At 72.0% G+C, this 23,978-nt stretch carries 20 protein-coding genes; 13 read left to right on the top strand and 7 right to left on the bottom strand.

Features of this window, described 5'->3' with window-relative positions; all coding sequences use genetic code 11:
* Nucleotides 1-243: 243 nt before the first annotated feature.
* Nucleotides 244-2,913: a SpoIIE family protein phosphatase gene (locus ACH4S7_RS21740; RefSeq protein WP_398522872.1), complete on the bottom strand. Its 2,670-nt coding sequence runs from the start codon at nt 2,911-2,913 to the stop codon at nt 244-246.
* 211 nt (nt 2,914-3,124) lie between these two features.
* Nucleotides 3,125-4,792, bottom strand: coding sequence for an FAD-dependent oxidoreductase (locus tag ACH4S7_RS21735; protein WP_398522871.1), 1,668 nt, complete (start codon nt 4,790-4,792; stop codon nt 3,125-3,127).
* A gap of 239 nt (nt 4,793-5,031) precedes the next feature.
* On the opposite strand from ACH4S7_RS21735, the gene ACH4S7_RS21730 reads away from it, so the two are divergent.
* Genes ACH4S7_RS21730 through ACH4S7_RS21700 form a run of 7 tightly spaced genes read left to right on the top strand, consistent with a single transcriptional unit; the run spans nt 5,032 to nt 10,304 of the window.
* A complete protein-coding gene (locus tag ACH4S7_RS21730) occupies nt 5,032-6,153 on the top strand; it encodes a SchA/CurD-like domain-containing protein (protein ID WP_398522870.1) in 1,122 nt (373 codons plus the stop codon).
* A 35-nt stretch (nt 6,154-6,188) separates the two neighbouring features.
* Nucleotides 6,189-6,617: a cupin domain-containing protein gene (locus ACH4S7_RS21725; protein ID WP_398522869.1), complete on the top strand. Its 429-nt coding sequence runs from the start codon at nt 6,189-6,191 to the stop codon at nt 6,615-6,617.
* Complete coding sequence (locus ACH4S7_RS21720) at nt 6,614-7,888, top strand: beta-ketoacyl-[acyl-carrier-protein] synthase family protein (protein ID WP_398522868.1); 1,275 nt, start codon at nt 6,614-6,616, stop codon at nt 7,886-7,888. The genes ACH4S7_RS21725 and ACH4S7_RS21720 overlap by 4 nt, the downstream gene beginning before the upstream one ends.
* A 28-nt stretch (nt 7,889-7,916) precedes the next feature.
* Nucleotides 7,917-9,173 carry a ketosynthase chain-length factor gene (locus ACH4S7_RS21715; protein ID WP_398522867.1) on the top strand — a complete coding sequence of 419 codons (1,257 nt, stop codon included), beginning with the start codon at nt 7,917-7,919 and terminating at the stop codon, nt 9,171-9,173.
* Between the two features lie 22 nt (nt 9,174-9,195).
* Nucleotides 9,196-9,456, top strand: a complete 261-nt coding sequence (locus ACH4S7_RS21710) for an acyl carrier protein (protein ID WP_398522866.1) — start codon at nt 9,196-9,198, stop codon at nt 9,454-9,456.
* Between the two features lies 1 nt (nt 9,457).
* Nucleotides 9,458-9,934, top strand: coding sequence for an SRPBCC family protein (locus ACH4S7_RS21705; protein WP_398522865.1), 477 nt, complete (start codon nt 9,458-9,460; stop codon nt 9,932-9,934).
* Nucleotides 9,935-9,953: 19 nt separating this feature from the next.
* Complete coding sequence (locus ACH4S7_RS21700; protein ID WP_398522864.1) at nt 9,954-10,304, top strand: TcmI family type II polyketide cyclase; 351 nt, start codon at nt 9,954-9,956, stop codon at nt 10,302-10,304.
* Between the two features lie 89 nt (nt 10,305-10,393).
* On the opposite strand, the gene ACH4S7_RS21695 is transcribed toward ACH4S7_RS21700, so the two are convergent.
* Both ACH4S7_RS21695 and ACH4S7_RS21690 read right to left on the bottom strand, forming a co-directional pair.
* Complete coding sequence (locus ACH4S7_RS21695) at nt 10,394-11,464, bottom strand: methyltransferase (RefSeq protein WP_398522863.1); 1,071 nt, start codon at nt 11,462-11,464, stop codon at nt 10,394-10,396.
* Nucleotides 11,465-12,580 (bottom strand): nitrous oxide reductase family maturation protein NosD, encoded by a 1,116-nt coding sequence (locus ACH4S7_RS21690; protein WP_398522862.1) that lies wholly within the window; start codon nt 12,578-12,580, stop codon nt 11,465-11,467.
* A gap of 378 nt (nt 12,581-12,958) precedes the next feature.
* Between ACH4S7_RS21690 and ACH4S7_RS21685 the strand changes: the two genes are divergently transcribed.
* Both ACH4S7_RS21685 and rsgA read left to right on the top strand, forming a co-directional pair.
* Nucleotides 12,959-14,665 carry a lysyl oxidase family protein gene (locus ACH4S7_RS21685; RefSeq protein WP_398522861.1) on the top strand — a complete coding sequence of 569 codons (1,707 nt, stop codon included), beginning with the start codon at nt 12,959-12,961 and terminating at the stop codon, nt 14,663-14,665.
* Nucleotides 14,666-15,067: 402 nt separating this feature from the next.
* A complete protein-coding gene (gene rsgA / locus ACH4S7_RS21680) occupies nt 15,068-16,201 on the top strand; it encodes a ribosome small subunit-dependent GTPase A (protein ID WP_398522860.1) in 1,134 nt (377 codons plus the stop codon).
* A 208-nt stretch (nt 16,202-16,409) separates the two neighbouring features.
* Here rsgA and ACH4S7_RS21675 read toward each other — a convergent pair whose 3' ends face one another.
* From ACH4S7_RS21675 to ACH4S7_RS21665, 3 genes are all read right to left on the bottom strand, one after another.
* Nucleotides 16,410-16,775: a PPOX class F420-dependent oxidoreductase gene (locus ACH4S7_RS21675; protein ID WP_398522859.1), complete on the bottom strand. Its 366-nt coding sequence runs from the start codon at nt 16,773-16,775 to the stop codon at nt 16,410-16,412.
* Between the two features lie 230 nt (nt 16,776-17,005).
* Nucleotides 17,006-17,488 (bottom strand): DUF456 domain-containing protein, encoded by a 483-nt coding sequence (locus ACH4S7_RS21670; protein WP_398522858.1) that lies wholly within the window; start codon nt 17,486-17,488, stop codon nt 17,006-17,008.
* A 115-nt stretch (nt 17,489-17,603) separates the two neighbouring features.
* Complete coding sequence (locus tag ACH4S7_RS21665) at nt 17,604-18,545, bottom strand: helix-turn-helix domain-containing protein (RefSeq protein WP_398522857.1); 942 nt, start codon at nt 18,543-18,545, stop codon at nt 17,604-17,606.
* 292 nt (nt 18,546-18,837) lie between these two features.
* Here ACH4S7_RS21665 and ACH4S7_RS21660 point away from each other — a divergent pair, with 292 nt between their 5' ends.
* The 4 genes from ACH4S7_RS21660 to ACH4S7_RS21645 all read left to right on the top strand — a co-directional run bounded on the left by ACH4S7_RS21660 (nt 18,838) and on the right by ACH4S7_RS21645 (nt 23,958).
* Nucleotides 18,838-19,278, top strand: a complete 441-nt coding sequence (locus ACH4S7_RS21660) for a hypothetical protein (protein WP_398522856.1) — start codon at nt 18,838-18,840, stop codon at nt 19,276-19,278.
* Nucleotides 19,279-19,387: 109 nt separating this feature from the next.
* Nucleotides 19,388-21,256, top strand: a complete 1,869-nt coding sequence (locus ACH4S7_RS21655; protein WP_398522855.1) for a protein phosphatase 2C domain-containing protein — start codon at nt 19,388-19,390, stop codon at nt 21,254-21,256.
* A 228-nt stretch (nt 21,257-21,484) separates the two neighbouring features.
* A complete protein-coding gene (locus ACH4S7_RS21650; protein ID WP_398522854.1) occupies nt 21,485-23,227 on the top strand; it encodes a pyruvate dehydrogenase in 1,743 nt (580 codons plus the stop codon).
* Nucleotides 23,228-23,421: 194 nt separating this feature from the next.
* Nucleotides 23,422-23,958: an ATP-binding protein gene (locus ACH4S7_RS21645; RefSeq protein WP_398522853.1), complete on the top strand. Its 537-nt coding sequence runs from the start codon at nt 23,422-23,424 to the stop codon at nt 23,956-23,958.
* Nucleotides 23,959-23,978: the final 20 nt, after the last annotated feature.

The following is a 23,978-nucleotide window of genomic DNA, read 5'->3' as shown; positions in this document are numbered from 1 at the left end:
CCCCCTGGGCCCTGCGGGCCTGGGGGGACCCCCACCCTGCGTTGTCGTCAGTCGCCAATACACCGCATTGACTCTCCCCCAGCCTCCGGCCGGGAGGTGCCCCCATCCTCCGCCTTGGGATCCGTCCCCTCGGCCCTTGGGGGCCTGGGGAGACCCCATGCACCAGACCCCGCCAGCCCCGCCCTCCGGGCGGACGACGCTACTTTGAAGACACTCCCTAGGCCCTGTCCGGGCGCCGCGCCGTCACGGCAGCGGCTGCTCCGTCCAGATCACCTTCCCCACCGGGGTGTACCGCGTCCCCCACCGGTCCGCGAACTGCGCCACCAGGAACAGCCCCCGCCCGCCCTCGTCGGTGGTCGCCGCCTGCCGCAGATGCGGCGAGGTGCTGCTGTGGTCCGACACCTCGCAGATCAGCGCCCGGTCCCGGATCAGTCGCACCTGGATCGGGCCGTCGGCGTAGCGGATCGCGTTGGTGACCAGTTCGCTCAGGATCAGCTCGGTCGTGAACGCCTCGTCCTCCAGCCCCCACTCCGCGAGGGTACGGGCCACCGCCGAGCGGACCTCGCCGACCGCCGACGGGTCGGACGGCACCTCCCACCCGGCCACATGCGAGGCGTCGAGCACCCGGGTACGGCCGACCAGCAGGGCGATATCGTCGCGCGGCCGGGCCGGCAGCAGCGCGTGGAGCACCACCTCGCAGATCTCCTCGGGCGTACGGTCCGGCCGGCCCGCGATCGTGTTCCGCAGCACGGCCATGCCCTCGTCGATGTCCCGGTCCCGGTCCTCGACCAGGCCGTCCGTGTACAGCACCAGACTGCTCCCGGCCGGGAGGTCCAGCTCCAGGGTCTCGAACGGCAGCCCGCCCAGGCCGAGCGGCGGTCCGCCGGGGATGTCCGCGAAGACCGCGGTGCCGTCCGGTCGGAGCACCACCGGCTGGACATGACCGGCCCGCGCCATCGCGCAGCGCCCGGAGGCCGGGTCGTAGATCGTGTAGAGGCAGGTCGCGCCGGTGACCTGCGCCTCGCCCCCGCTCGCCTCGTCCTGGTCCAGCCGGGCGACCAGTTCGTCCAGATGCCACAGCAGTTCGTCGGGCGGCAGGTCCAGGGTGGAGAAGTTGTGCACCGCCGTCCGCAGCCGGCCCATGGTGGCGGCGGCGTGCAGACCGTGGCCCACCACATCGCCCACCACCAGCGCCACCCGCCCGCCCGGCAGCGGGATGATGTCGAACCAGTCGCCGCCGACCCCGCCCACCCCGCCGAGCCCGGCCTGCGCCGGACGGTAGCGGTAGGCGGCATCGATGGCGTTCTGCTCCGGCAGGCCGCGCGGCAGCAGACTCCGCTGGAGGGTGACCGCCATGGCGTGCTCGCGCGAGAAGCGGCGGGCATTGTCGACACTCACCGCCGCGCGGGCCACCAACTCCTCCGACAGGGAGCGGTCCTCCTCGTCGAACGCCTCGGGCCGCTCCGAGCGCCAGAACATCGCCACGCCCAGAATCGCGCCCCGGGCCCGCAGCGGTACCGCGATCATCGAGTGGAACCCGGACTCCACCAGCCGTGCCGCCCGCTCCGGCGACTGCTGCTCCCAGCCGTCGTAGGCGCCGAGGTCCGGTTCCAGGATCGCCTCGCCCTTGCCGAGGCCGGCGCCCATCCGGGTGGTGGGCAGGTAGTGGATGGTGGTGCCGAGCCGGAAGTGCGGGGTGTCGTCCCCCACGCCGCCAGCGGCGATCCGCCGCATGGCGGCGCCGGCGCCGGTCGACGTCGGCTCCTCGCCGCGCAGGACCGCGTCCACCAGGTCGACGGTGGTGAAGTCGGCGAACCGGCCGATGGTGAACTCCACCAGCTCCTCACAGGTGCGCACCACGTCCAGGGTGGTGCCGATCTCCGTGCCCGCGTCGTACAGCAATTTGAGCCGGCCCTGGGCCACATCGGCCTGGCCGCTGAGGGCCTGGAGTTCGGTGGTGTCCCGGAGCGTCGCGACGCTGCCGGGCGGTCCGCCGGCCTGGTCGGTGGGGCGCTGGTTCACGGCCAGCAGACGGTCTCCGACCCGGTGCACCTCGTCGGTGATGACCCGGCCGGAGGCCAGCAGCCGCGCGGTCTCCGGATCGAGTCCCAACTCGGTGACCTGGCGGCCCTCGACCGTGGGCGGCAGATCGAGCAATCGGCGCGCCTCGTCGTTGGCGAGCAGCAGCCGCCCGTCGCCGCCGACGATGAGGACGCCCTCCCGTACGGCGTGCAGGACCGCGTCGTGGTGCTCGTACATCCTGGTCATCTCCACGGGCCCCAGGCCGTGCGTCTGGCGGCGCAGCCGGCCGGTGACCAGGGCGGTGCCGCCGGTGGTGAGCAGCAGCACTCCGGCCGCCGCGCCGAAGAGCAGCGGGAGCTGGTCCTCCACGACACCGCTGACCCGCTCCAGGGTGACCCCGGCCGATACCGCGCCGATGACCGTGCGGTCGGCGCCGAAGACCGGGACGGTGGCCTGCACCAGGGGGCCCAGCGTGCCGTTGATCTTCTCGGTGACGACCTCGCCGGCGAGGACGGGCCGGAGGTCGCCGATGAACTTCTTGCCGATCCGGTTGGGCAGGGGGTGGGTGTAGCGGGTGCCGTCGGGGCTCACCACGGTGATGAAGTCGACGTGCGAGCGCTCCCGGGCGTTCCGTGCGCTCGGCTGGAGGATCGCGGTCGGATCCGGGCTCTTGAGCGCGGCCTCCATACCGGGTGAGCTGGCGAAGGTCTGTGCGACGGAGACGGAACGGTTGACCGCCTCGCGTTCACTGGCCGCGTGTGACTGGAGGACGAGCGCGACGATGCCCGCCGCGACGAGCAGCAACACGATCGCCACTTGGAGGAGAAAGACCTGGCCTGCGACGGTTCGCATGTGCAGAACCGACCGCGGGCGACCGTAACGTGCCGCCATGTCCTCTTTCTACACCTCCCGTATACGGTGGGCTATCCGCGCACCGTAGAACGCGGAAGTCGCGGGCGCGACGCGTTCGCGCAAATCTCGTCGCGGCTCACCTCGCACGGGTGACCGTCGGACGCCCCGTACGGAAGGTGCAGAAGGCACGGAATCGCGGGGACGCGGGGGCGGGGGGCTCGCGGCCCCGCCCCCCCCGCCCGGCCCCGCGTCAACCCAGCCGCAGCACCTGCGTCAGCGCGTCAGCGACCGCCGCCTCCGGGTCCGGCACATAGCCGGGCGACCGCCAGGCGACGAACCCGTCCGGGCGTACGAGGACGGCGCCCTCGGGAGTCGTCCCGTGCGCCGCCGCCCAGTCCGTGCCCTCCTCCGGGACCAGGTCCGCCAGCGGGCCGTCACCGATCGCATACACGTCCAGCGGTACGGACAGTCGCGCTGTGGCCTTGTGCGCCGCGTCCCGCCAGACGCCGCCGTCCCCGCAGAGCAGCACCGGCGCCCGCTCGTACAGATCGAGCGTGGAGAGGCGTTCGCCCGCCCGGGTCAGCCAGAGGTGCGGCGCCCGGGTGCCCGGCTCGCCCGACAGTTCCAGCCGGTCGGGGACGACCGGGCGGGTCTGCTCCACGCCGTAGACGGCGCCCCGCGGGTAGCCGTAGCCCATGGCGACCGTGAGGATCCCGCCACCGCGGCCACCGGGCGTGATCGGCGGCGCATAACCGGGATGACTGTGTTCCGCCGAACGGGCCGACGCGCGCTCGCTCGTCGCCCTGGCCACCGGAAGCCGCTCCTCGCCGTAGGTGTCGAGCAGCGCCGGGCCCGCCCAGCCGTTCAGCACGGCGGCCAGCTTCCAGGCCAGGTTGTGCGCGTCCTGGATGCCCGTGTTCGAACCGAAGGCGCCGGTCGGGGACATCTCGTGGGCCGAGTCACCGGCGAGGAAGACCCGCCCGGCCGAGTAACGCCGCGCCACCCGTTCGGCGGCGTGCCAGGGGGCCTTCCCGGTGATCTCCACATCGAGGTCCGGGGCGCCGACCGCCCGCCGGATGTGCTCCCGGCAGCGGTCGTCGGTGAAATCGTCCAGACTCTCGCCGTCCTCCGGGTGCCAGGGCGCGTGGAACACCCAGCGCTCCGCGTTGTCCACCGGCAGCAGGGCCCCGTCCCCGCCGGGCGATGTCAGATAGCAGACGATGAAACGCCGGTCGCCCACGATCGCGGCGAGTCCCCGCGAGGTGAACGTCAGACTCACGTTGTGGAACAGCTCGCCGTTGCCGCTCTGGCCGATCCGCAGCTCCTCCCGGACCGGGCTGCGCGGCCCGTCCGCCGCGATCAGGTACTCCGCGCGGACCGTGCTCCGCTCCCCGGACGCCCGGTCCTCGATCAGGGCGGTGACCCCCGTCCCGTCCTGCTCGAAGGAGTGCAGTTCGGTGCCGAAGCGCAGATCGGCCCCGTGCTCCCGGGACCGGGCCGCGAGAACCGGCTCGATGTCGTTCTGGCTGCACAGGCACCAGCCGGACGGACTGATCCGGGCCAGCCCGCCCCCCGGGTCGATCTCCTTGAACAGCCACTCCTGGTCGTCGCCGGTCAGCGAGCCCGCCTGGAGGATGCCGTGATTGTCCGCCAGGACGGCGGCGGCCTCGCGGATCTCCCGCTCCACCCCCGCCACCCGGAACAGTTCCATCGAACGGACGTTGATGCCCCGTCCGCGCGGATGGTGCGAGGTGCCCGCGTGTTTCTCCACGAGCAGATGCCCGACGCCGTGACGGCTGAGGAACATCGAGGTGGTCAGGCCGACCAGGGACCCGCCCACGATGAGGACCGGTACCCGGTGGTGTGCGTGCTCTGCGTTCACTGGTGCGCTCTGCCTTCGTAGCGGGTTCCCTTCCATGCCGTCTGTGTGCCCGTCAGGGAAGCCGTTGCCCCGCCCATTCACCCGCATGGTGCTCAGCTCTCGCGCCGGACGTGGTACCGGATCACGATCGGTTCACGGGAGCGCCCCGCGCCACGAGGGGCGATCACGCGCATCCGCGGGACGGCCGACCACCGCCCCCGGCGCGGATTCCACCGATGACCGACGACCGGCCATGTCTGTGGCGGCGGCACGGTCGCTAAGGAGTGTGAACAGGGATGACCACCTTGTCGGAACGGATATCGCAATCCGCCTTCGACGGCTCCAGGCTGCGGGTCATGCTGCTGCTGGATCTCTACGACGGGGCGCAGAAGCAGTTCCTGGACGCGTACGAGCACATGCGGAACCATGTCGCGTCGGTGCCGGGCCACATCAGTGACCAGCTCTGCCAGTCGATCGAGAACCCCTCGCAGTGGCTGATCACCAGCGAGTGGGAGAGCGCCCCGCCGTTCCTCGCCTGGGTCAACAGCGAGGAGCACGTCGAGACGGTCATGCCGCTGCACAGTTGCGTACGGGACACCAGGTCCCTGCGGTTCAGCGTGCTGCGGGAGACCGGCCAGGCGTTCAGCGTGACACCCGAACAGCTCAGGGCCGGACTCCAGGCCGCTCCCCGGGTCGGGGACGGAGTCGTCCGCCACGCACTCACCTTCACCGTCAAGCCCGGCAGCGAGCAGCGGGTGGCGAAGATCCTCGCCGGGTACACCTCACCGGCCGCCCGGGTCGACGACCAGACCCGGCTGCGCCGCACCTCGCTCTTCATGCAGGGCAACCGCGTGGTGCGGGCCATCGAGGTGCAGGGCGATCTGATGGCCGCCCTGCGGCACGTCGCCCGGCAGCCAGAGGTACGGGCCGTCGAGGACGCCATCAACCCGTACCTGGAGCGGGACCGGGACCTGGACGACCCCAACTCGGCCCGGCTCTTCTTCACCCGCGCAGCCCTGCCCGCCGTGCACCACGTCACCTCCGGCGGACGTGGATCCGACGACGTCAACCGGCACGCGCTGTTCTACCAGGCCAAGGAGGAGTGCGGACTCGCCGTCGCCCGCTTCCTCTCCCAGCAGGACGAGGCCGCCGCCGACGATCCCCGCAATCCGATCGTGGGCAGTACCGTCTTCCAGCGGGACGACATCGTCGTCCGGCTGCTCGACCTGAGCGGACCGCTCGACGCCTATCCGTCCGTCGCGCTCGGCGTCCAGGGCCCGCGCAAGTCCGCGGTCCTCGGCAAGCTCCTCGTCGACGGCGAGAAGTTGGAGCTGGGCGCCGACACGGAGACCGCGCGCTTCCTCGCCCGCTCCGACATGCAACTGATCACCGACCGGTACGCGGCACCCGAGTCCTGACCCCTCGAACGGCACCGCCGTCGACTGGAGGAAGCATGACCACGCACAGCCCACGCATCGTCGACCTCAGCGAAACCAAGCCCAACACCCGGCGCGGCGGCGATCTGCGCGCCATGCTCACCCCGACCGCCGTCGGCGCCACCAGCGGCTTCATGGGTCTCGCGATCGTGGGGCCCGGGGAGAGCATCGCCGAGCACTACCACCCGTACTCCGAGGAGTTCGTCTACGTGGTCAACGGCCTCCTGGAGGTTGACCTGGACGGGGTGACCCACACGATGCGCCCCGATCAGGGCCTGCTGATCCCCATCGACGTGCGCCACCGGTTCCGCAACACCGGCACGGTGGAGGCCCGGATGGTCTTCCACCTCGGCCCGCTGGCGCCCCGCCCCGAACTGGGACACGTCGACACCGAGGAAGCCGTCGCCCAGGGCGGGCCCCCGGAACGCTCGGGGGCAGTGTCGTGAAGCGGCGGGTGGCGGTCACCGGGGTCGGCGTCGTCGCCCCCGGCGGTGTCGGCGCCCCGGCCTTCTGGGACCTGCTGGAGAACGGCCGGACGGCGACCCGGGGCATCACCCTCTTCAACCCGGAGGGATTCCGCTCCCGGATAGCCGCCGAGGTCGACTTCGACCCGGCCGAGCACGGACTCGACCCGGAGCAGGTGGCCCGCTCGGACCGGTACATCCAGTTCGCGCTGGTCGCGGCCCGGGAGGCGATACGGGACGCGGGGCTCGACCCCGAACAGGAGGACCCGTGGCGCATCGGGGTGTCCCTCGGCACCGCCGTCGGCGGTACCACTCGCCTGGAGAACGACTACGTCGCCGTCTCCGCGACCGGCACCCGCTGGGACGTCGACCACCGGCCGGCCGGGGCCCATCTGCACCGCGCCTTCTCCCCGAGCACCCTCGCGTCGGCGGTCGCCGAACAGATCGGCGCCCACGGCCCGGTGCAGACGGTCTCCACCGGCTGCACCTCCGGACTCGACGCGGTCGGCTACGCCTTCCACACCATCGAGGACGGCCGTGCCGACATCTGTGTCGCGGGCGCCTCCGACTCGCCGATCTCCCCGATCACGGTCGCCTGCTTCGACGCGATCAAGGCGACCTCGCCCAACAACGACGACCCCGAGCACGCCTCCCGCCCGTTCGACGCCCACCGCGACGGGTTCGTCATGGGCGAGGGCGGCGCCGTCCTCGTCCTGGAGGAGCTGGAGCACGCCCGGGCCCGCGGCGCCACCGTGTACTGCGAGATCAGCGGGTACGCCACCTTCGGCAACGCCTACCACATGACCGGTCTCACCCCCGAGGGCCTGGAGATGGCCCACGCCATCCGGGTCGCCCTCGACCACGCCCGCGTCGACAGCTCGACCATCGACTACGTCAACGCGCACGGTTCGGGGACCAAGCAGAACGACCGGCACGAGACCGCCGCCGTGAAGCGGTCCCTCGGCGACCACGCCTATCGGGTGCCCATGAGCTCCATCAAATCCATGGTGGGCCACTCCCTCGGCGCCATCGGTGCCATCGAACTCGTCGCCTGCGTCCTCGCCATGGACCGCCAGGTGGTGCCGCCGACGGCCAACTACGAGACCCCGGACCCCGAATGCGACCTGGACTACGTGCCGCGCACCGCCCGCGCCCGGAAGCTGCGCAGGGTGCTCTCGGTCGGCAGCGGGTTCGGCGGATTCCAGTCCGCGGTCGTCATGACCAGGCCCCAGCGAACCGGCAGGTCCCGATGACCGGCCCCCATACCGATGGGAGGGCGCCATGACCCGCTCCCGTACCACCGGGCGCGCACAGCCCACCGTCATCACCGGCCTCGGTGTCATCGCCCCCAACGGCATCGGCGCCGACGTCTTCTGGAAATCCACCCACGAGGGCATCAGCGTCCTCGACCGCGTCACCCGCGAGGGCTGCGCCCATCTGCCGCTGCGCGTCGGCGGCGAGGTGCGCGACCTCGACCCGGGCACGATGGTCGAGGAACGGTTCCTCGTCCAGACCGACCGCTTCACCCACTTCGCGATGGCGGCGGCCGATCTCGCGCTCGCCGACGCCCGGCTCGGGCGCGCGGACTACGAGGACTCGCCGTTCGACGTCGGTGTGGTGACCGCGGCCGGCTCCGGCGGCGGCGAATTCGGCCAGCGCGAACTCCAGGCGCTCTGGGGCAAGAGCTCCCGCTTCGTCGGCCCGTACCAGTCGATCGCCTGGTTCTACGCGGCCAGCACCGGCCAGATATCCATCCGGGGCGGCTTCAAGGGCCCCTGCTCGGTGGTGTGCAGCGACGAGGCCGGTGGTCTCGACGCCTTCGCACACGCGTCCCGCGCCATCGCGCGCGGCACCGGTGCCGTCGTCGTCGGCTCCGCCGAGGCGCCCCTCGCGCCCTACTCGGTCGTCTGCCAGCTCGGCTACGAGGACCTGAGCACCAGCGACGACCCCGCCCGTGCCTACCGGCCCTTCACGGCGGAGGCGTGCGGGTTCGTGCCCGCCGAGGGCGGCGCGATGCTCGTGGTCGAGGAGGAGGCGGCGGCCCTCCGGCGCGGTGCCCGGCCGCGCGGCCGGATCGCCGGGCACGCGGCCACCTTCACCGGGCCCTCCCGGTGGGCGGAGTCCCGGGAGGGGCTGGCCCGCGCGATCCGGGGCGCGCTGGCGGAGGCCGACTGCGCGCCGGAGGAGATCGACGTGGTCTTCGCCGACGCCCTCGGGGTGCCGGAGGCCGACCGCGCCGAGGCGCTCGCGATCTCCGACGCCCTCGGTCCGCACGGCCGTCGGGTGCCGGTGACGGCCCCGAAGACCGGTATCGGCCGGGCCTACTGCGGCGGGCCGGTGCTCGATGTGGCCGCCGCAGTCCTGGCGATGGAGCACGGGATCGTCCCGCCGACGCCGAACGTCTTCGACGTCTGCCACGACATCGACGTCGTGACCGGCAACGCCCGCCGGGTGCCGCTGCGTACGGCACTGGTGCTCAGCCGGGGGCTCATGGGGTCGAACGCGGCGCTGGTCGTACGCGGCACGGCCCCCGATTAACCGCTCACAAAGGAGAAACACCATGTCAGACGTACTGACCCCGGACGGCCTCGCCGCCCTGATGCGGCAGAACGCCGGGATCACGGTCCAGCCCGACGACCTCCGTGACCACCTGGACCGCCCCTTCGAGGACTTCGGCCTGGACTCGCTGGGCCTGCTCGGCATCGTCGCCACCCTGGAGAACCGGCACGGCAGCCCCATGCCGGCCGACGCGGAGAAGTGCAAGACCCCGCGTGAATTCCTCGACCTCGTCAACAACACCCTGACCAAGAGCGGAGCCTGACGTGCCCGGACACACCGAGAACGAGATCGTCGTCGCGGCGCCCCTGGACCTCGTCTGGGAGATCACCAACGACCTGGAGAACTGGACCAAGCTGTTCAGCGAGTACGCGGCGGTGGAGGTGCTGGACCGGCAGGGGGACACCACCACCTTCCGGCTGACCATGCACCCCGACGACAACGGCACGGTCTGGAGCTGGGTCTCGGAACGCACCCCCGACCGCGACAGCCGCACGGTCACCGCGCGCCGCGTGGAGACCGGGCCGTTCCAGCACATGAACATCCGCTGGGAGTACGCGGAGGTCCCCGGCGGCACCCGGCTGTTCTGGCGGCAGGACTTCGCCATGAAGCCGGACGCCCCCGTCGACGACGCGTGGATGACCGACAACATCAACCGCAACTCCAAGGTCCAGCTCGCGCTCATCCGGGACAAGATCGAGCAGCGTGACCGGGAGCGCCGCGCGGGCGCCCCCGTCAACTGAGCGGGAAGGACGGCCCCTCATGAGCGCTGCCCCGAGCCCCACCCCGCACCAGACGCTGATCGTGGCCCGGATGGCCCCCGATTCGGCCGACGGCATCGCGAAGCTGTTCGCCAACTCCGACGGCGGTGAACTCCCGCACCTCGTCGGCGTCACCCGCCGAAGCCTCTTCCAGTTCGGTGACGTCTACCTCCATCTGATCGAGGCCGACCGGCCGCCGGGGCCGGCGATCAGGAAGGTGACGGAACACTCGGAGTTCCGCGACCTCAGCGACCGGCTGACCGAGTTCATCCGTCCGTACGACCCGGAGACCTGGCGCGGTCCCGATGATGCGATGGCCCGCCGGTTCTACCTCTGGGAACGCGACCGGTAGGCCCCGAGAGCCGACGAGAGCGGGTACGAGAACGCCCCGGGTCCCTCCGCGCGGAGGGACCCGGGGCGTTCTCCGCGACCGGGTCGGCCTCACGCGGGCACGGCGGCCGGTACGACGGACTCGAAGGCGTGCAGATAGGCGTTGACCGGCCGGATCTCACCCGGCGGCAGGCCCGCCCGGGTCAGCCGGTCCACCATGCTCTGCCGGGTGTGCTTGGCGCCGCCCACATTGAGCAGCAGCAGGAGGTCCATGGCGGTGGTGAACTTCATCGACGGGGTGTCGTCGACCAGGTTCTCGATCACGACGACCCGGGCGCCGGGGCGGGCCGCGGCGACCACATGGCCCAGGGTGGCGCGGGTGCTCTCGTCGTCCCACTCCAGGATGTTCTTGATGATGTAGAGATCGGCGTCCACCGGGATCGCACGGCGGCAGTCCCCGGGCACGATCGTGACCCGGTCGGCCAGTTCGCCGCCGTCGCGCAGCCGGGGATCGGCCTTGGCGACCACGTCGGGGAGGTCGAGCAGGGTGCCCCGGACGGTCGGGTGCTTCTCCAGCAGGCTCGCCAGCACATGCCCCTGGCCCCCGCCGATGTCGGCGACCGAGGCGACGCCCGTGAGATCGAGCAGCTCGGCGACGTCCAGGGCGGACTGCTTGCTGGAGGTGGTCATGGCCTGGTTGAACACCCGGGCGGAGTCCGGCGCGTCCTGGTGCAGATACTCGAAGAAGCCCTTGCCGTAGAGCTCCTGGAAGACGTTGTCGCCGGTGCGCACGGCGTCGTCCAGTTGGGGCCAGGCGGCCCACGTCCACGGCTCGGTGCACCACAGGGCGATGGCGCGCAGGCTCCCGGGGTCGTCCTCGCGGAGCAGCCGGGACATCTCGGTGTGCCCGAAGGTGCCGTCCGGGCGCTCCTCGAAGACGCCGTAGCAGGACAGGGCGCGCAGCAGCCGGCGCAGCGGCTGGGGTTCGGTGGACACGGCCACGGCGAGCTTCTCGGCGCTGGCGGGTACGTCGCCGAGCGCGTCGGCCACCTTGAGCCGGGCGGCGGCGCGCACGGCGGCGGCGCAGGCGGCACCGAAGACGAGTTCCCGCAGCCGCATCCCCGGCGGCGGGGTGGCGTCGGCGGGGGCGGGCTGGGTGGGGCGGGTACCTAGGGTGGTCATTCAGCACATCCCTGCGGGTTCGGAGGACTTGCAGTCGTTGCGGGTGAACCGGTTGCCGGTGCCGCCGCCCCGGTGGACCAGGTCGGCCGTGGCATTGCCCCGTACCTCGTTGTTCTCGATGACGTTGTCCGTGTTGGCCGCGCCCACGAAGCTCTGGACGAGGACGATGCCGCCGGACATGGGCGCGGAGCCCACGTTGTCGAGGATCCGGTTGTCCCGGATGACGCTGGCCTCGGAGCCGGTGAGGACGATCCCGGAGCCCTGGATGGCGGGCAGCCGGGGGGTGGCCGGACAGAGCCTGTTGTTCTGCCGGATCGTGTTGCCGCGGACGGTCAGCGCGCCGGCCGCGGGCTTCGACTCGTCGCCGACGATGAAGAGTCCGGCGCAGTTGCCGGAGATCTCATTGGTACGGACGGTGAGGTTCCTGACCCGCCGGACGGTGACGCCGATCCGGTTTCCGGTCAGCCGGTTGTCCGCGATCAGCGTGCCGCCGGTGTCGGTGGCGCCGCCCTCCGCGTCGACGGCGTTGGCGACGAAGAGACCCGCGTCGCCGTTGCCCGTTGCGGTGTTGCCCCGGAGGGACGACCGGGTGGACCGCTGCTGCGCGATGCCCCAGACGCCGTTCTTCTCGGCGGTCACCCGCTGGACGGAGAGCCGTTCGGTACGGGAGGCCCACAGCCCGTGCTGCCGGAAGCCGCGCAGGGTCAGCGAGCGGATGGAGACCCGTTCGGCGAGGTCGGCGCCGGTGCCCAGGACACAGATGCCGTGTCCGTCGCGGGCGCAGCCGTGCGGGGCCGGGGAGCCGGTGGGGGGCGGGGTGAGGACGGTGTCGGGGCCGGCGCCGCGCAGCTTCAGCCCGTCCTTGGTGATGAGGACGGATTCGCGGTAGGTGCCGGGCGAGAGCACGACGGTGTCGCCGGGGGCGGCGGCGTCGACCGCGGCCTGGACGGACTCGCCCGGACGCACGGTGTGCCGGGTGGGTGAGTGCGCCCCGGCGGCCGTCTCCGGGGCGGCGGCACCCAGACCGGAGGCCAGGGTGACGGCCACCCCCAGCAGACAGCCGAGCTGCCATCTCTGCCGCTTATGTGTTGTCTGTGGTTTTTGTCGTGAGGTCATGAGCCGAAAATATGGGCGATCATGGAGGCTCGCCACATGGAGTGCGCGGATGGGCACCCTCGGCGCCCCGGCCCCGTGCTCCCGCGCTCCGGCCCGCGGTCACTTCATCCGTGTGCCGCCCATGTCCGCGGTCGGCCTCGTAGCACACTCTCGTGATCAGTGGCGGTGGAACCGTGTTATCACGGCTTGTTCTATGTCACGCCATCACTTTCCGGACAACGATCGGCGGATCGGGCGGACACAGACAACCCACAGTCAGCCGCTGACGCTCTGGTGAAGTAGGCGGCGGTTCCTTCGCCGAAAGTTCCCGGCAAGGGCTGACCAACCGTGCGCCGTTTGTTCGATTCCCTGTTCAGTGGCACTCGTCAATGAGGAAAAATGAGCAGAATTCACCGCAACCGTTTGTGGCGTTCCGGTCTCGCCGCCTCCGCGGCACTCACCGTCGTCGCGGGCATCGCCGCCACCGCGCCCGCCGCCGGGGTCATCGCCGCGACCGCCGCGACCGCGCCGAAGCTCGGCCTGATCGCCGCATCCGACTCCGTGGTGCTCGACCGGAGCGAGGGGGAACCGGGGGAACCGTCCGGCGTCTATCTGGACCTCGGGACCTATCTCACGACCGACGGCGGGCCCTTCGAGTTCAAGGTGACCCGGCAGTCCTACCAGCACCCCGTGGTCGCCCGTCAGATCATCAGGGAGGGCAAGAAGGTCCGCACCAGGACCCTCCCGGCAGGCATGGTGAAGGACTTCTCCAGCCTGCGGGACTTCATCCAGGTCACCCTCACCGACTCGGCCGGCCGGACCGTCGCCACCAAGAAGGAACCCTTCTGCCCGAACAACGCGGCCGGCCGGGTCCGTCCGGACGCCCCGGCCACCTCGAAGTATCCGGAGGGCTGCCCCACCCAGCCCTTCAACCTCGGTTCGGTGTGGGGCCTGGAGAAGGGCTGGGCCGCCAACACCTACCAGGGCTTCTACTCCACCCCGGTCGATGTGCCGGACGGCGAGTACACGGCGAAGGTCTCCGTCACCAAGCCGTACCGCGACTTCTTCGGCATGGCGGACAAGCCCCGGACGGTCAAGGTGACCGTGCGGACACCCCCGAAGTCCCCGGAGGAGCCGACTCGCGGGGGGTCGGCCCACGCCGGACACGGGGGCCACGGCGGTCACGGGGGCCACGCGGCGCCCGCCGTGCGGGACGGTCTCGGCCAGAAGCACCTGAAGGGCCACAGCATCGGCACCTCGGCGCCGCCCGCCCTGCCGTACGCCCTCAAGAAGGCCCGCGTCGCGGCCGCGGCGGGTGACGGGCCGGGACGCAGGGACGGTTCCCGGTCCAAGCCCGCGCTGAAGCCCGCGGCACAGCGCCCGACCGGCCGCGCGGGCGTACCGGCGAATACGCCCAAGCCCGATCTCCGCGCCCTGCCCGCCTGGGACATCTTCATCTCCAAGGGTGCGGAGGGCGAGGCCCCCGGCCGGGACCACCTGGCCTTCGCCAGCACCACCTGGAACGCGGGCCCCGCGCCCCTGGTCGTGGACGGGTTCCGCAGGCCGGGCAAGGGCCTGATGGACGCCTACCAGTACTTCTACGACGCCCAGGGCAAGCAGATCGGCTATGCGCCCAGCGGCACCATGGAGTGGGACCCGCGCGAGGGCCATATGCACTGGCACTTCACCGACTTCGCCGCCTACCGACTGCTCAAGGCCGACCAGAAGGAAGTCGTGCGCAGCGACAAGGAGGCGTTCTGCCTGGCCAACACCGACGCCGTCGACTACACGGTGAAGAACGCCAACTGGCACCCGTCCAACACCGACCTGGGCTCCGCCTGCGGTCAGGAGGACTCCCTCTCGGTCCGACAGTCCCTGGAGGTCGGCAACGGCGACACCTATGACGGGTACCTGCCCGGCCAGTCCTTCGACATCACGGACGTGCCGAACGGGACCTACTTCATCCAGGTGGTCGCCAACCCGGACAAGAAGCTGCACGAGACCAACCTCAAGAACAACACCTCGCTCCGCAAGGTCGTGCTGGGCGGTAAGCCGGGTGCCCGCACGGTCACCGCGCCGCCGCACGGACTGGTCCGGTCCCGCTGATCCTCCTGTCCCTGCTGCACCGGACCGGGGCCTCCGGCCACACGACAGCGTGTGGCCGGAGGCCCCGGTATCGGCGGGCGGGGGCCCATCGGTAAATGGTTGGCGCGCGCTCCCGGAGCGGGGTTAACCTTCTTCTCGTTCAGCCGGGAGACAGGGCCACGCACCGTCCCCCGCGCTGCTGGTGCATTGATTCGATCGGTTCGTCGGTCGCTGGATCCCCGGGTTGCCGGGCTCCCGGCTCGATGAGGAAACAGGAGGTGAGGACAGTGATGACGGTCACGGTGACGGGCGCTGCCCGCGATCAGAAGTTCATCGTTCCCACCCCTGTGCTCTCCGGCTGACCAACCAGAAACCGCGCGCATCGAGCGCGCCGGTCGGAGACCACCCTGTGAAGGGTCTCCCTTGTTCCACACTTCTCGCACCACCACTCTTTCCTCCGGTTCCGCTCCTTCCTCCCGAGCGCAGCACGCCCTTGCCCCCTACGGCTGGGACGACGGCTGGGCCGCGGAGTTCGCCCCGTACGCCGCCCAGGGCCTGTTGCCCGGCCGGGTCGTACGGGTCGACCGGGGACACTGCGATATCGCCACCGCGGCCGGGACCGTCCGCGCCGACACCGCGTTCGTCACCCCGCACGATCCCCTGCGGGTCATCTGCACCGGTGACTGGGCCGCCGTCGACAGCGCCGGCGACCCCCTCTTCGTACGCGAGTACCTGCCGCGCCGGACCGCCTTCGTGCGCTCCACCTCCTCCAAGCGCTCCGAGGGACAGATCCTCGCCGCCAACGTCGACCACGCCGTCATCGCGGTCTCGCTCGCCGTCGAACTGGACCTCGGACGGATCGAACGGTTCCTCGCACTCGCCTGGCAGAGCGGGGCACGACCCACCGTCGTGCTCACCAAGGCCGATCTGGTGCCGGACGCCACCGGGCTCTCCCACCTCGTACGGGATGTGGAGACCACGGCCCCCGGTGTCCCCGTACTGCCGGTGAGTTCCCTGACCGGTGAAGGTCTGGACGTCCTCGCCGCGGTCGTCTCCGACGGGACGACCGTGCTGCTCGGCGTCTCCGGCGCGGGCAAGTCCACCCTCGCCAACAGCCTGCTCGGTACGGAGGTGATGGAGGTGCAGGCCGCCCGCGACGTCGACGGCAAGGGGCGTCACACCACCACCACCCGTAACCTCCTCGTACTGCCCGGCGGAGGAGTGCTCATCGACACCCCGGGGCTGCGGGGCGTCGGACTCTGGGACGCCGGGACCGGCGTCGGGCAGGTCTTCGCCGAGATCGAGGAACTGGCCGCGGAGTGCCGTTTCCACGACTGCGCCCATGAAGCGGAGCCGGGCTGCGCGGTGCTCGCGGCGGCCGATGACGGCACGCTGGGGGAGCGGCGGCTGGAGAGCTACCGCAAGCTGCTGCGGGAGAACCGGCACATCGTCGCCAAGACGGACGCGCGGGCGCGGGCCGAACTCCGCAAGGAGTGGAAGCGCAAGGGGGCCCAGGGGCGGGCGGCGATGGAGGCCAAGCGCGGGCGGGCGCGGTGATCTCCAGGCTCTCCGCGCGGGCGGACCGGCCGACGCCGCTGCTGTCGGTTCCACTCTCGGGGCCGGAGGTGTCGGGGCCGGCGGTGTCGGGGGTGCCCGGACCACCGGGGATGCTGGCCGGGCCCGGGGTACGGGCGGGTTGACGGTTGACGTGTGGGGGTGGCGGGAGGGGGTGCCGGCTCTCTGTCGGCGCCCCCACCCGCGCCTCTCACTCCAGACCCCAGCTGTGGATCTTCCTCGGGTGGATCCGGATCAGCCCCTCACTGACGGAGGCGCCCAGTTCGTGCCGGCCCGTCAGCAGTTCGGCCTCCCCCCGGATGTCCACCCCGCGCACCTTCCACGGGCTGAGGCTGATGACGTCGTCCACCACCAGCGCCACCTTCGGATTGGTCTGGAGGTTGCGCCACTTCTTCGTCGTCGCCAGGGAGTGACCCCCGATCAGGATCGTTCCGTCGTGCTGGGGGAAGAAAGCGACCGGGTTCGCCTGCGGCTGGCCCTTCGGGTCGACGGTCGCGAGACGGCCGAGCCGCTGGGACGAGAGGTAGCCGCGCTCGGCCTCACTGAATTCGGTCATACGGGAAGCCTCACACGCCCGCCCCCGCCAACGCATCGGCCCCACGCATCGGACCGCCGTGCGGGGCGGATCGCCGCGCCCCCGCCCCGCCGCGCGCGGTGAGGGAACGCGCCGAGGACGAGTCCACCGAGGGGCCGGGGACGGCCGGGGACGAGCCCGCCGTGGGGCCGCAGGAAGAGGCCGGGGGAGAGGGCCAGGGGGAGGACCGGGCGAAAGCGGCCGACTCGGGGTCAGCCCCACACCACAGCGCCCAGCCACGCCCCCGCCACCAGCAGACAGGCGAACAGCTCCACCAGCACGCTCGTACCCGCCGCCCGCATCACCGCGCGGGTGGAGGCCAGCGCGGGTCCGTGCCCGCCGAGCCGGTGCCGCTCGGTACCGTAGATACCCCCGATGAAGCCCGGTATCGCCCCCACCACCGGCAGCACGAAGAAGCCGACGACCGCCCCGGCACCGGCGAACGCCGCCATCCGCCGGGTGATGCCCACCCCGCGCAGCCGTCGGGGCGGCAGCAGCCACACCACGGCCTGATCGACCAGCAGCACCGCCGTGGCGGCGACCAGCAGCACCCAGGCGAGCCCGGACTGCTCGTGCAGCGACCACCAGAGCATCGCCGCCCACACCAGCCACCTCCCGGGCACGCCGGGCACCAGCACCCCGACGAGACCCAGCAGCATCACCAGGCCGACCAGCAGGAGCTGCCATGCGCCCATCTGTCCAGCGTGCCGGATGCGGGGCGTCCGCGCAGGTCGCGGGCGCGGCGCCGAAGCCCACGCGGGCCCTGGGAGCCCGCGTGGATTCCCGACCGTGGAACTCCCGCCGCACGTCCTACGCCGGGTCGCGGGCCACCCAGCCCTTCGCGTACGCGTGCCAGCCGAGCTGTAGCCGGGTGGTCACCCCGGTCAGCTCCATCAACCCCTTCACCCGGCGCTGCACGGTCCGCAGCCCCAGGTCCAGCCGCTTCGCGACGCGGGCATCCGTCATCCCGGCGAGCAGCAGGGAGAGGATCTCCAGGTCGGTGGCGTCGGGACCGGACACCACCTCCTCGCACCCGGCCGTCGTCAGCCGCAGCGGCATCGCCTCCCGCCACACCGCTTCGAAGAGGCCGAGCAGTGACTCAAGCAGTCCGCTCGCGTGCACGACCAGCGCGGCGGGCTCCGCGCCCGGCGTGGTCAGCGGGACCATCGCCAGCGCCCGGTCGGCCACGACCAGCGCGCTCGGCACCCGGTCCACCACCCGGAGCTGCTCATCGCGCCCGAGCGCGGCGGCCGTACCGGGCGCACAGAGCGCGTCGCGCTCGATCACGACACGGTGGTCCGCGCCCGTCCGCGCATCGGGACGCCGCTCCGCGCCGCTGACCAGCGCGCAGACCTCGTCCGTCGCGCCCAGTTGGAGTTGGGCGAACCGGTGCGCGACCGCGCTCTCACCCGTCACCACCTCGACCAGATCGTGCGCGGCGGCGTCGGCGGCCTCGACCCGATACTGCTGGGCGAGGGTGGCCGCAGCCCGTTCGGCCTGGTCCAGCTCCTGCCGCTGCTGGGTGAGGAGGGCCCCGAGCGCCACTCCGGGCGGAGCCGCCACCCACCGCCCGGACCGCGCGGACGACCGCGCGGCGAGCCCCTGCCGCTCCAGCCGGCGCAGGGTCCGTTCGGTATCGGTCTCCGGCAAGGCGAGCCGGTGCGCGATATCGGCGACCTCCGCCGCCCCCAGCGCGACCAAGGCGCGGTACGCGGACTCCTGCCTCTCGTCGAGACCAATCGCTCCCAGCACCGGACCCCTTCCATCGCCCCGCGTACATCATCTCCCGGGATCGACGCCGGTCTTCGCCCGGATACCCCGTCACTCCCGTGTCTCCCGTCCCTCCCGGTGATTGTGCCGATCAACACGGTTCCGCGGGACGGACGCGGGCAACTGCCACGGCTTCGCATCTGAGTACGACGACTCATGACACACGGTCCGACCCCATGCGGAAATGGACCCGTGCTCCCTCCGCCCCTCCCGGGCCCGTTCGCGGTGCCGGACCGGGGGCGCCCACGCTTTCGGCAGGACAGGACAGAACCACATGCGGCAGCAGCACCCTCCCGCGGCCCCCCATCCGTCGACCGGGCGCCGCATCGGCGCCGCTCTGGTCGCGGCCGGTGTGAGCGCCGGGGCTTACGCGCTCTTCATCCCCTGGGACCTGCGCAACCGCGCCGAGCCGGGCGAGATCGACGAGACCAGCCCGGTCTCGGTGCTGGGCGTCGTCGCGCTGGCCGTCGTGCTGGTCGCGGCCGGTGCCCTGCTGGGGAAGGTGCGGGTGCCCGCCGCGTGGGCGGGGTTCGCCGTGGGCACTCCCGTCTCGGTACTGATGCTCATCTCGTTCCTCACCCATGAGCCGAAGGACGCCAGTCCGTGGCCCGTGGTCTGGGTGCCGCTGACGGTGCTGGCCGTCGCCCTCCCGGCCGTGGTCGCGGTCCTGGTATCGGCGCGGGGACGCACGGCACCGACACCCCCGGCAGCCTGAACCGGTCCGTCTCCCCGTCCCCTTGGGGTGCGGGGGCGTGTCACGGTCCGCTTATAGCTTTTCGGCCGGCCCCGTTTTCAACCCGCCTCCGCGGTGGACAATAAGTGACATGAGCCAGCAGGGCGAAGACGACTGGTGGGACCGGCTTTACGAGGCGTCGGCCCTGGACACGGGTCCGACGGCGAGGCCGGGCGACACCCTTGACGCCCGCTTTGAGTCGGTGTCGGACGCGGTGATCCCGAGTGCGCCGGAGGCGCCGGCGCCGACCCGCCCCCGAGCGTGGTGGGACGCCGATCCGGCAGCGGGACCACTCGATGATCCCTGGGCGCCGGCGCCGACCCGCCCCCGAGCGTGGTGGGACGCCGATCCGGCAGCGGGACCACTCGATGATCCCTGGGCGCCGGAGGCGGTCGGCCGCGCCGAGGAGAGCTGGCCCCCGGGCTCGCCCGACACGCCGGGGTGGCCCGGCGAATCCGGCTCCCCCGTACGGGCGTACGCCTCGCAGCTCCCGGTCTCGTCGGTCGCGCCACGGGTACCGGAACAGCCCGACCGGCACTCCGAGCCGGGTCCGGCTCAGGGCCCGGAGCCGGTGGCCCGACCTGGCGGGGCGACCCTGGCACTCGCTGATCTCGCCGGACGGTCCGTCGCCGACCGCCGGGACACCCCCGCGCCCGCCGCGAGTCCGCTCCGATCGCGCGCCCCTTGGGAACCGCCCGTGGAGTTCGCGTACCCGCAGGCGTCCGCGCGCGCCGAACCGGCCGACGCCGTGCCACGGGACGCCGTACCGACCGACTCCGCGCCGACGGAACCGCCGCGCACCGCGCCGACGGACTCTGTACCGGCCCACTCCGTACCGACGGAACCGACGGACGCCGTGCCACGGGACGCCGTGCCCGTACGGGCCGTCCCCGACCGGGTGGCGGCGCCCCCGCCCGGCCCGGCGCGTGCTCATCGCCCCCGCCACTTCGGCGCCGGTCCGCCCGCCCACGAGCCCGAGCCGGCGACCCTCCCCGCAGCCGACCCCGGCGCGCTCGACCGGCTGGTCCCCGACACCGTCCTCGACGGCGCCCACTACGGCTCCGCCACCCTGCGCGCCGTCTCCGCCCGGGGCGACGCCGCGCGGCACCAGGGGGAACCACGCCGGGACGCCATCCTCACCGCGCGCTTCGGCACGGGGGACGCCACCCTGGTGCTCGTCGCGGTCGCCAGCGGCAGCCGGGGCGACCACATCGGCCGGCTCGCCGCCGACGACGCCTGCCGGTGGATCGGCGGCGCCGTCGGGCGCAGCCACGCCCGGCTCTCCGACGACCTCAGGGCCGGGCGCCGCGGCGACCTCAGGTCCGGTCTGCACCGGCTCACCGGCCGCGCCTTCGGCAAGCTGCGCGCGACCGCCGCCGAGCTGGGGGTGGCACCGGGGGAGTACACGGCGGGTCTGCGCTGTCTGCTGCTCTCCGGCGACCCGGAGTGCCGCACCCGGGTCTTCTTCGGTGTCGGCCCCGGGGGGCTCTTCCGGCTCCGCGACGGTGTGTGGCACGACATCGAGCCCGCCCTACCGGAGGCGGATCCCCGCACCGGCGGACCAGCAGGCGGCGCGCCCCCCTGCTTCGCGGACTCCGCGGGCGCGGACCCCGGGGCGCCCGTACGCACTCCCGGCGACGTCACCACGGTCCTCGGCACGGCGGCGGCCCAGGCCCCGGCCGCGCTGTCGGATCCGCACAGCGCACCGCCGGGGACACCGCCCCGCACCGAGCCGTTCCGGTTCCGCGCCTCCGTCGCCCGTCCGGGGGACACCCTGCTGCTCTGCGGTCCGGGTCTCGCCGATCCGATGCGCGGGGAGAGCACACTCGCCGCCGAGCTGGCGGAACGCTGGACCACCTCCGACGGCCCACCCGATCTCGCCGACTTCCTCGCCGACACCCAGCTCCGGGTGGCGGGGTACGCGGCGGACCGCACGGCGGCGGCCGTCTGGGAGGCGTGATCGCCGAGGCCGCGACCGCGGGGGGCGAAGGAGCGGCCGAACGGGTCGGATCACGGGGAGTGACGGAGCGGCCGAAGGGGTGGCGGACGGTTCCGGAGGGTGACGGGAAGCCGGTGGAGGGCACGCGAGCCCAGGAAGATCCGTCAGACACGGTCTGAGAGGCGGAAAGACGCCGGCCATGGGTTGATGGACGTTCAGGCCGTCCCACCGAGAAAGGGTGCGCACCCCATGGCCAAGCAGAACGTCGCGGAGCAGTTCGTCGACATTCTCGTCCGCGCCGGCGTCCAGCGTCTGTACGGGGTCGTCGGCGACAGTCTCAACCCCGTGGTCGACGCCATCCGCCGGAACTCCGCCATCGACTGGATCCAGGTCAGGCACGAGGAGACCGCGGCCTTCGCGGCCGGCGCCGAGGCCCAGATCACCGGGAAGCTCACGGCCTGCGCCGGTTCCTGCGGCCCCGGCAACCTCCACCTCATCAACGGCCTGTACGACGCGCACCGCTCCATGGCCCCTGTGCTCGCCCTCGCCTCGCAGATCCCGTCCAGCGAGATCGGCCTCGGCTACTTCCAGGAGACCCATCCCGATCAGCTCTTCCGGGAGTGCTCGCACTACAGCGAACTGATCTCCAACCCGAAGCAGATGCCCCGCCTGCTCCAGACGGCCATCCAGAACGCGATCGGCCGCAGCGGCGTCAGCGTCGTCTCCCTGCCCGGTGACATCGCCTCCGCCGCCGCCCCCGAGAAGTCGATCGAACACGCGCTGGTGACCACCCGGCCCACCGTGCGCCCCGGGGACACCGAGATCGACAAATTGATCCGGATGATCGACGACGCCGACCGGGTCACCCTCTTCTGCGGCAGCGGCACGGCGGGCGCGCACGCCGAGGTGATGGAGTTCGCCGAACGCGTCAAGTCCCCGGTCGGGCACGCGCTGCGCGGCAAGGAGTGGATCCAGTACGACAATCCGTACGACGTCGGCATGAGCGGTCTGCTCGGCTACGGCGCGGCGTACGAGGCCACCCACGAGTGCGATCTGCTGATCCTGCTCGGCACGGACTTCCCGTACAACGCCTTCCTCCCCGACGACGTGACCATCGCGCAGGTCGATGTGCGCCCGGAGAACCTCGGCCGCCGCTCCAAACTGGACCTCGCGATCTGGGGCGATGTGCGGGAGACGCTGCGCTGTCTGATCCCGCGGGTGCGGGCGAAGACGGACCGCCGCTTCCTCGACAAGATGCTGAAGAAGCACGCCGACGCGCTGGAGGGCGTGATCAAGGCGTACACCCGCAAGGTCGACAAGCATGTGCCGATCCACCCGGAGTACGTGGCGTCCGTCCTGGACGACCTCGCCGCTGACGACGCCGTGTTCACCGTCGACACGGGCATGTGCAATGTCTGGGCCGCCCGCTACCTCTCGCCCAACGGCCGCCGTCGCATCATCGGGTCCTTCAGCCACGGCTCCATGGCGAACGCCCTGCCCCAGGCCATCGGCGCCCAGTTCGTGGACCGGGACCGCCAGGTCGTCTCGCTCTCCGGCGACGGCGGTTTCACCATGCTGATGGGTGACTTCCTCACCCTGGTCCAGTACGACCTCCCGGTGAAGATCGTCCTCTTCAACAACTCGTCCCTCGGGATGGTGGAGCTGGAGATGCTCGTCGCCGGGCTGCCGTCGTACGGAACGACCAACAAGAACCCGGACTTCGCCGCCGTCGCACGGGCGGCCGGCGCCTTCGGGGTACGGGTCGAGAAGCCGAGGCAGCTCGCGGGCGCGCTCAAGGACGCCTTCAAGCACCGGGGGCCGGCCCTGGTCGACGTGGTCACCGACCCCAATGCGCTCTCCATCCCGCCCAAGATCAGCGCCGAGATGGTGACCGGGTTCGCGCTCTCCGCCAGCAAGATGGTGCTCGACGGCGGGGTGGGGCGCATGGTTCAGATGGCCCGCTCCAACCTCCGTAACGTGCCGAGGCCCTGAGCCGGCCCACCGCCCGGAGGTGGACGACCCGGTCCGGCAACGGGCGTAGCGGCCATCGGCATCCGGTATGACAAACCGCCGCCCACCGACACGCCCCGCCCTTTCGGATGCGTGGTGCGCGCCTCAGGGGGCAAGCCTCTCCTGAGAGTGTTCGACACAGAGTCGTGACATGCGTCCGACACGTGGGTGGGGATATGACAGGACGTCAGGGAGGAGCCGGGCCCGGCACGGGCGGACACAGCCGGCCCGGTGGGCGTGGTGGCCACGGCGGGCGTGGTGGACCACCGGGATCGCCACAGCACGGCGGCCCCCGGCACCGGCGACTGGGCTGCGCCGACCTGAAGGCGGTGCCCGAGGTGCGCAGGGTGCTGCGGGATCTGCTGCGTCAGTGGGGCGGTCCCGATACGGCTGACGTGGCGCAGTTGCTGGCGAGCGAGCTGGTGACCAACGCCCTGGTCCACACGGACCACGGCGCCGTCGTCACGGCGACGGTCGCCTCCTCCACGCTCCGCGTCGAGGTGCGGGACTTCATGGCCGGTCTGCCGCTGGCGCCGGTTCCGCCGAGCGGCCAGCTCGATATGCCCGATGTCCTCGACGCGCACGGCCGAGGGCTGGTGCTGGTGCAGAACCTCGCGGACTCGTGGGGCGTGCGGACGCAGGGCGTCGGCAAGGTGATCTGGTTCGAGCTGTACGAAAGGCCGGCCCGGGAGTCCCGGGCCGGCCTTTCGTGACGCTGATGTGTGTGATGCCG

The sequence above is a fragment of the Streptomyces sp. NPDC020965 genome (genome assembly GCF_044333555.1).
In the GTDB taxonomy this organism is placed as follows: Bacteria; Actinomycetota; Actinomycetes; order Streptomycetales; family Streptomycetaceae; genus Streptomyces.
Note: the sequence above shows the minus strand (reverse complement) of the source record. Positions and strands in the feature narration are given on the sequence as shown.

Coding starts and splice junctions, on each gene's coding strand:
- ACH4S7_RS21740 (WP_398522872.1), bottom strand. CDS start 2,913: ATGGCGGCACGTTACGGTCGCCCGCGGTCGGTTCTGCACATGCGAACC.
- ACH4S7_RS21735 (WP_398522871.1), bottom strand. CDS start 4,792: ATGGAAGGGAACCCGCTACGAAGGCAGAGCGCACCAGTGAACGCAGAG.
- ACH4S7_RS21730 (WP_398522870.1), top strand. CDS start 5,032: ATGACCACCTTGTCGGAACGGATATCGCAATCCGCCTTCGACGGCTCC.
- ACH4S7_RS21725 (WP_398522869.1), top strand. CDS start 6,189: ATGACCACGCACAGCCCACGCATCGTCGACCTCAGCGAAACCAAGCCC.
- ACH4S7_RS21715 (WP_398522867.1), top strand. CDS start 7,917: ATGACCCGCTCCCGTACCACCGGGCGCGCACAGCCCACCGTCATCACC.
- ACH4S7_RS21710 (WP_398522866.1), top strand. CDS start 9,196: ATGTCAGACGTACTGACCCCGGACGGCCTCGCCGCCCTGATGCGGCAG.
- ACH4S7_RS21700 (WP_398522864.1), top strand. CDS start 9,954: ATGAGCGCTGCCCCGAGCCCCACCCCGCACCAGACGCTGATCGTGGCC.
- ACH4S7_RS21695 (WP_398522863.1), bottom strand. CDS start 11,464: ATGACCACCCTAGGTACCCGCCCCACCCAGCCCGCCCCCGCCGACGCC.
- ACH4S7_RS21690 (WP_398522862.1), bottom strand. CDS start 12,580: ATGACCTCACGACAAAAACCACAGACAACACATAAGCGGCAGAGATGG.
- ACH4S7_RS21685 (WP_398522861.1), top strand. CDS start 12,959: ATGAGCAGAATTCACCGCAACCGTTTGTGGCGTTCCGGTCTCGCCGCC.
- ACH4S7_RS21675 (WP_398522859.1), bottom strand. CDS start 16,775: ATGACCGAATTCAGTGAGGCCGAGCGCGGCTACCTCTCGTCCCAGCGG.
- ACH4S7_RS21670 (WP_398522858.1), bottom strand. CDS start 17,488: ATGGGCGCATGGCAGCTCCTGCTGGTCGGCCTGGTGATGCTGCTGGGT.
- ACH4S7_RS21660 (WP_398522856.1), top strand. CDS start 18,838: ATGCGGCAGCAGCACCCTCCCGCGGCCCCCCATCCGTCGACCGGGCGC.
- ACH4S7_RS21655 (WP_398522855.1), top strand. CDS start 19,388: ATGAGCCAGCAGGGCGAAGACGACTGGTGGGACCGGCTTTACGAGGCG.
- ACH4S7_RS21650 (WP_398522854.1), top strand. CDS start 21,485: ATGGCCAAGCAGAACGTCGCGGAGCAGTTCGTCGACATTCTCGTCCGC.
- ACH4S7_RS21645 (WP_398522853.1), top strand. CDS start 23,422: ATGACAGGACGTCAGGGAGGAGCCGGGCCCGGCACGGGCGGACACAGC.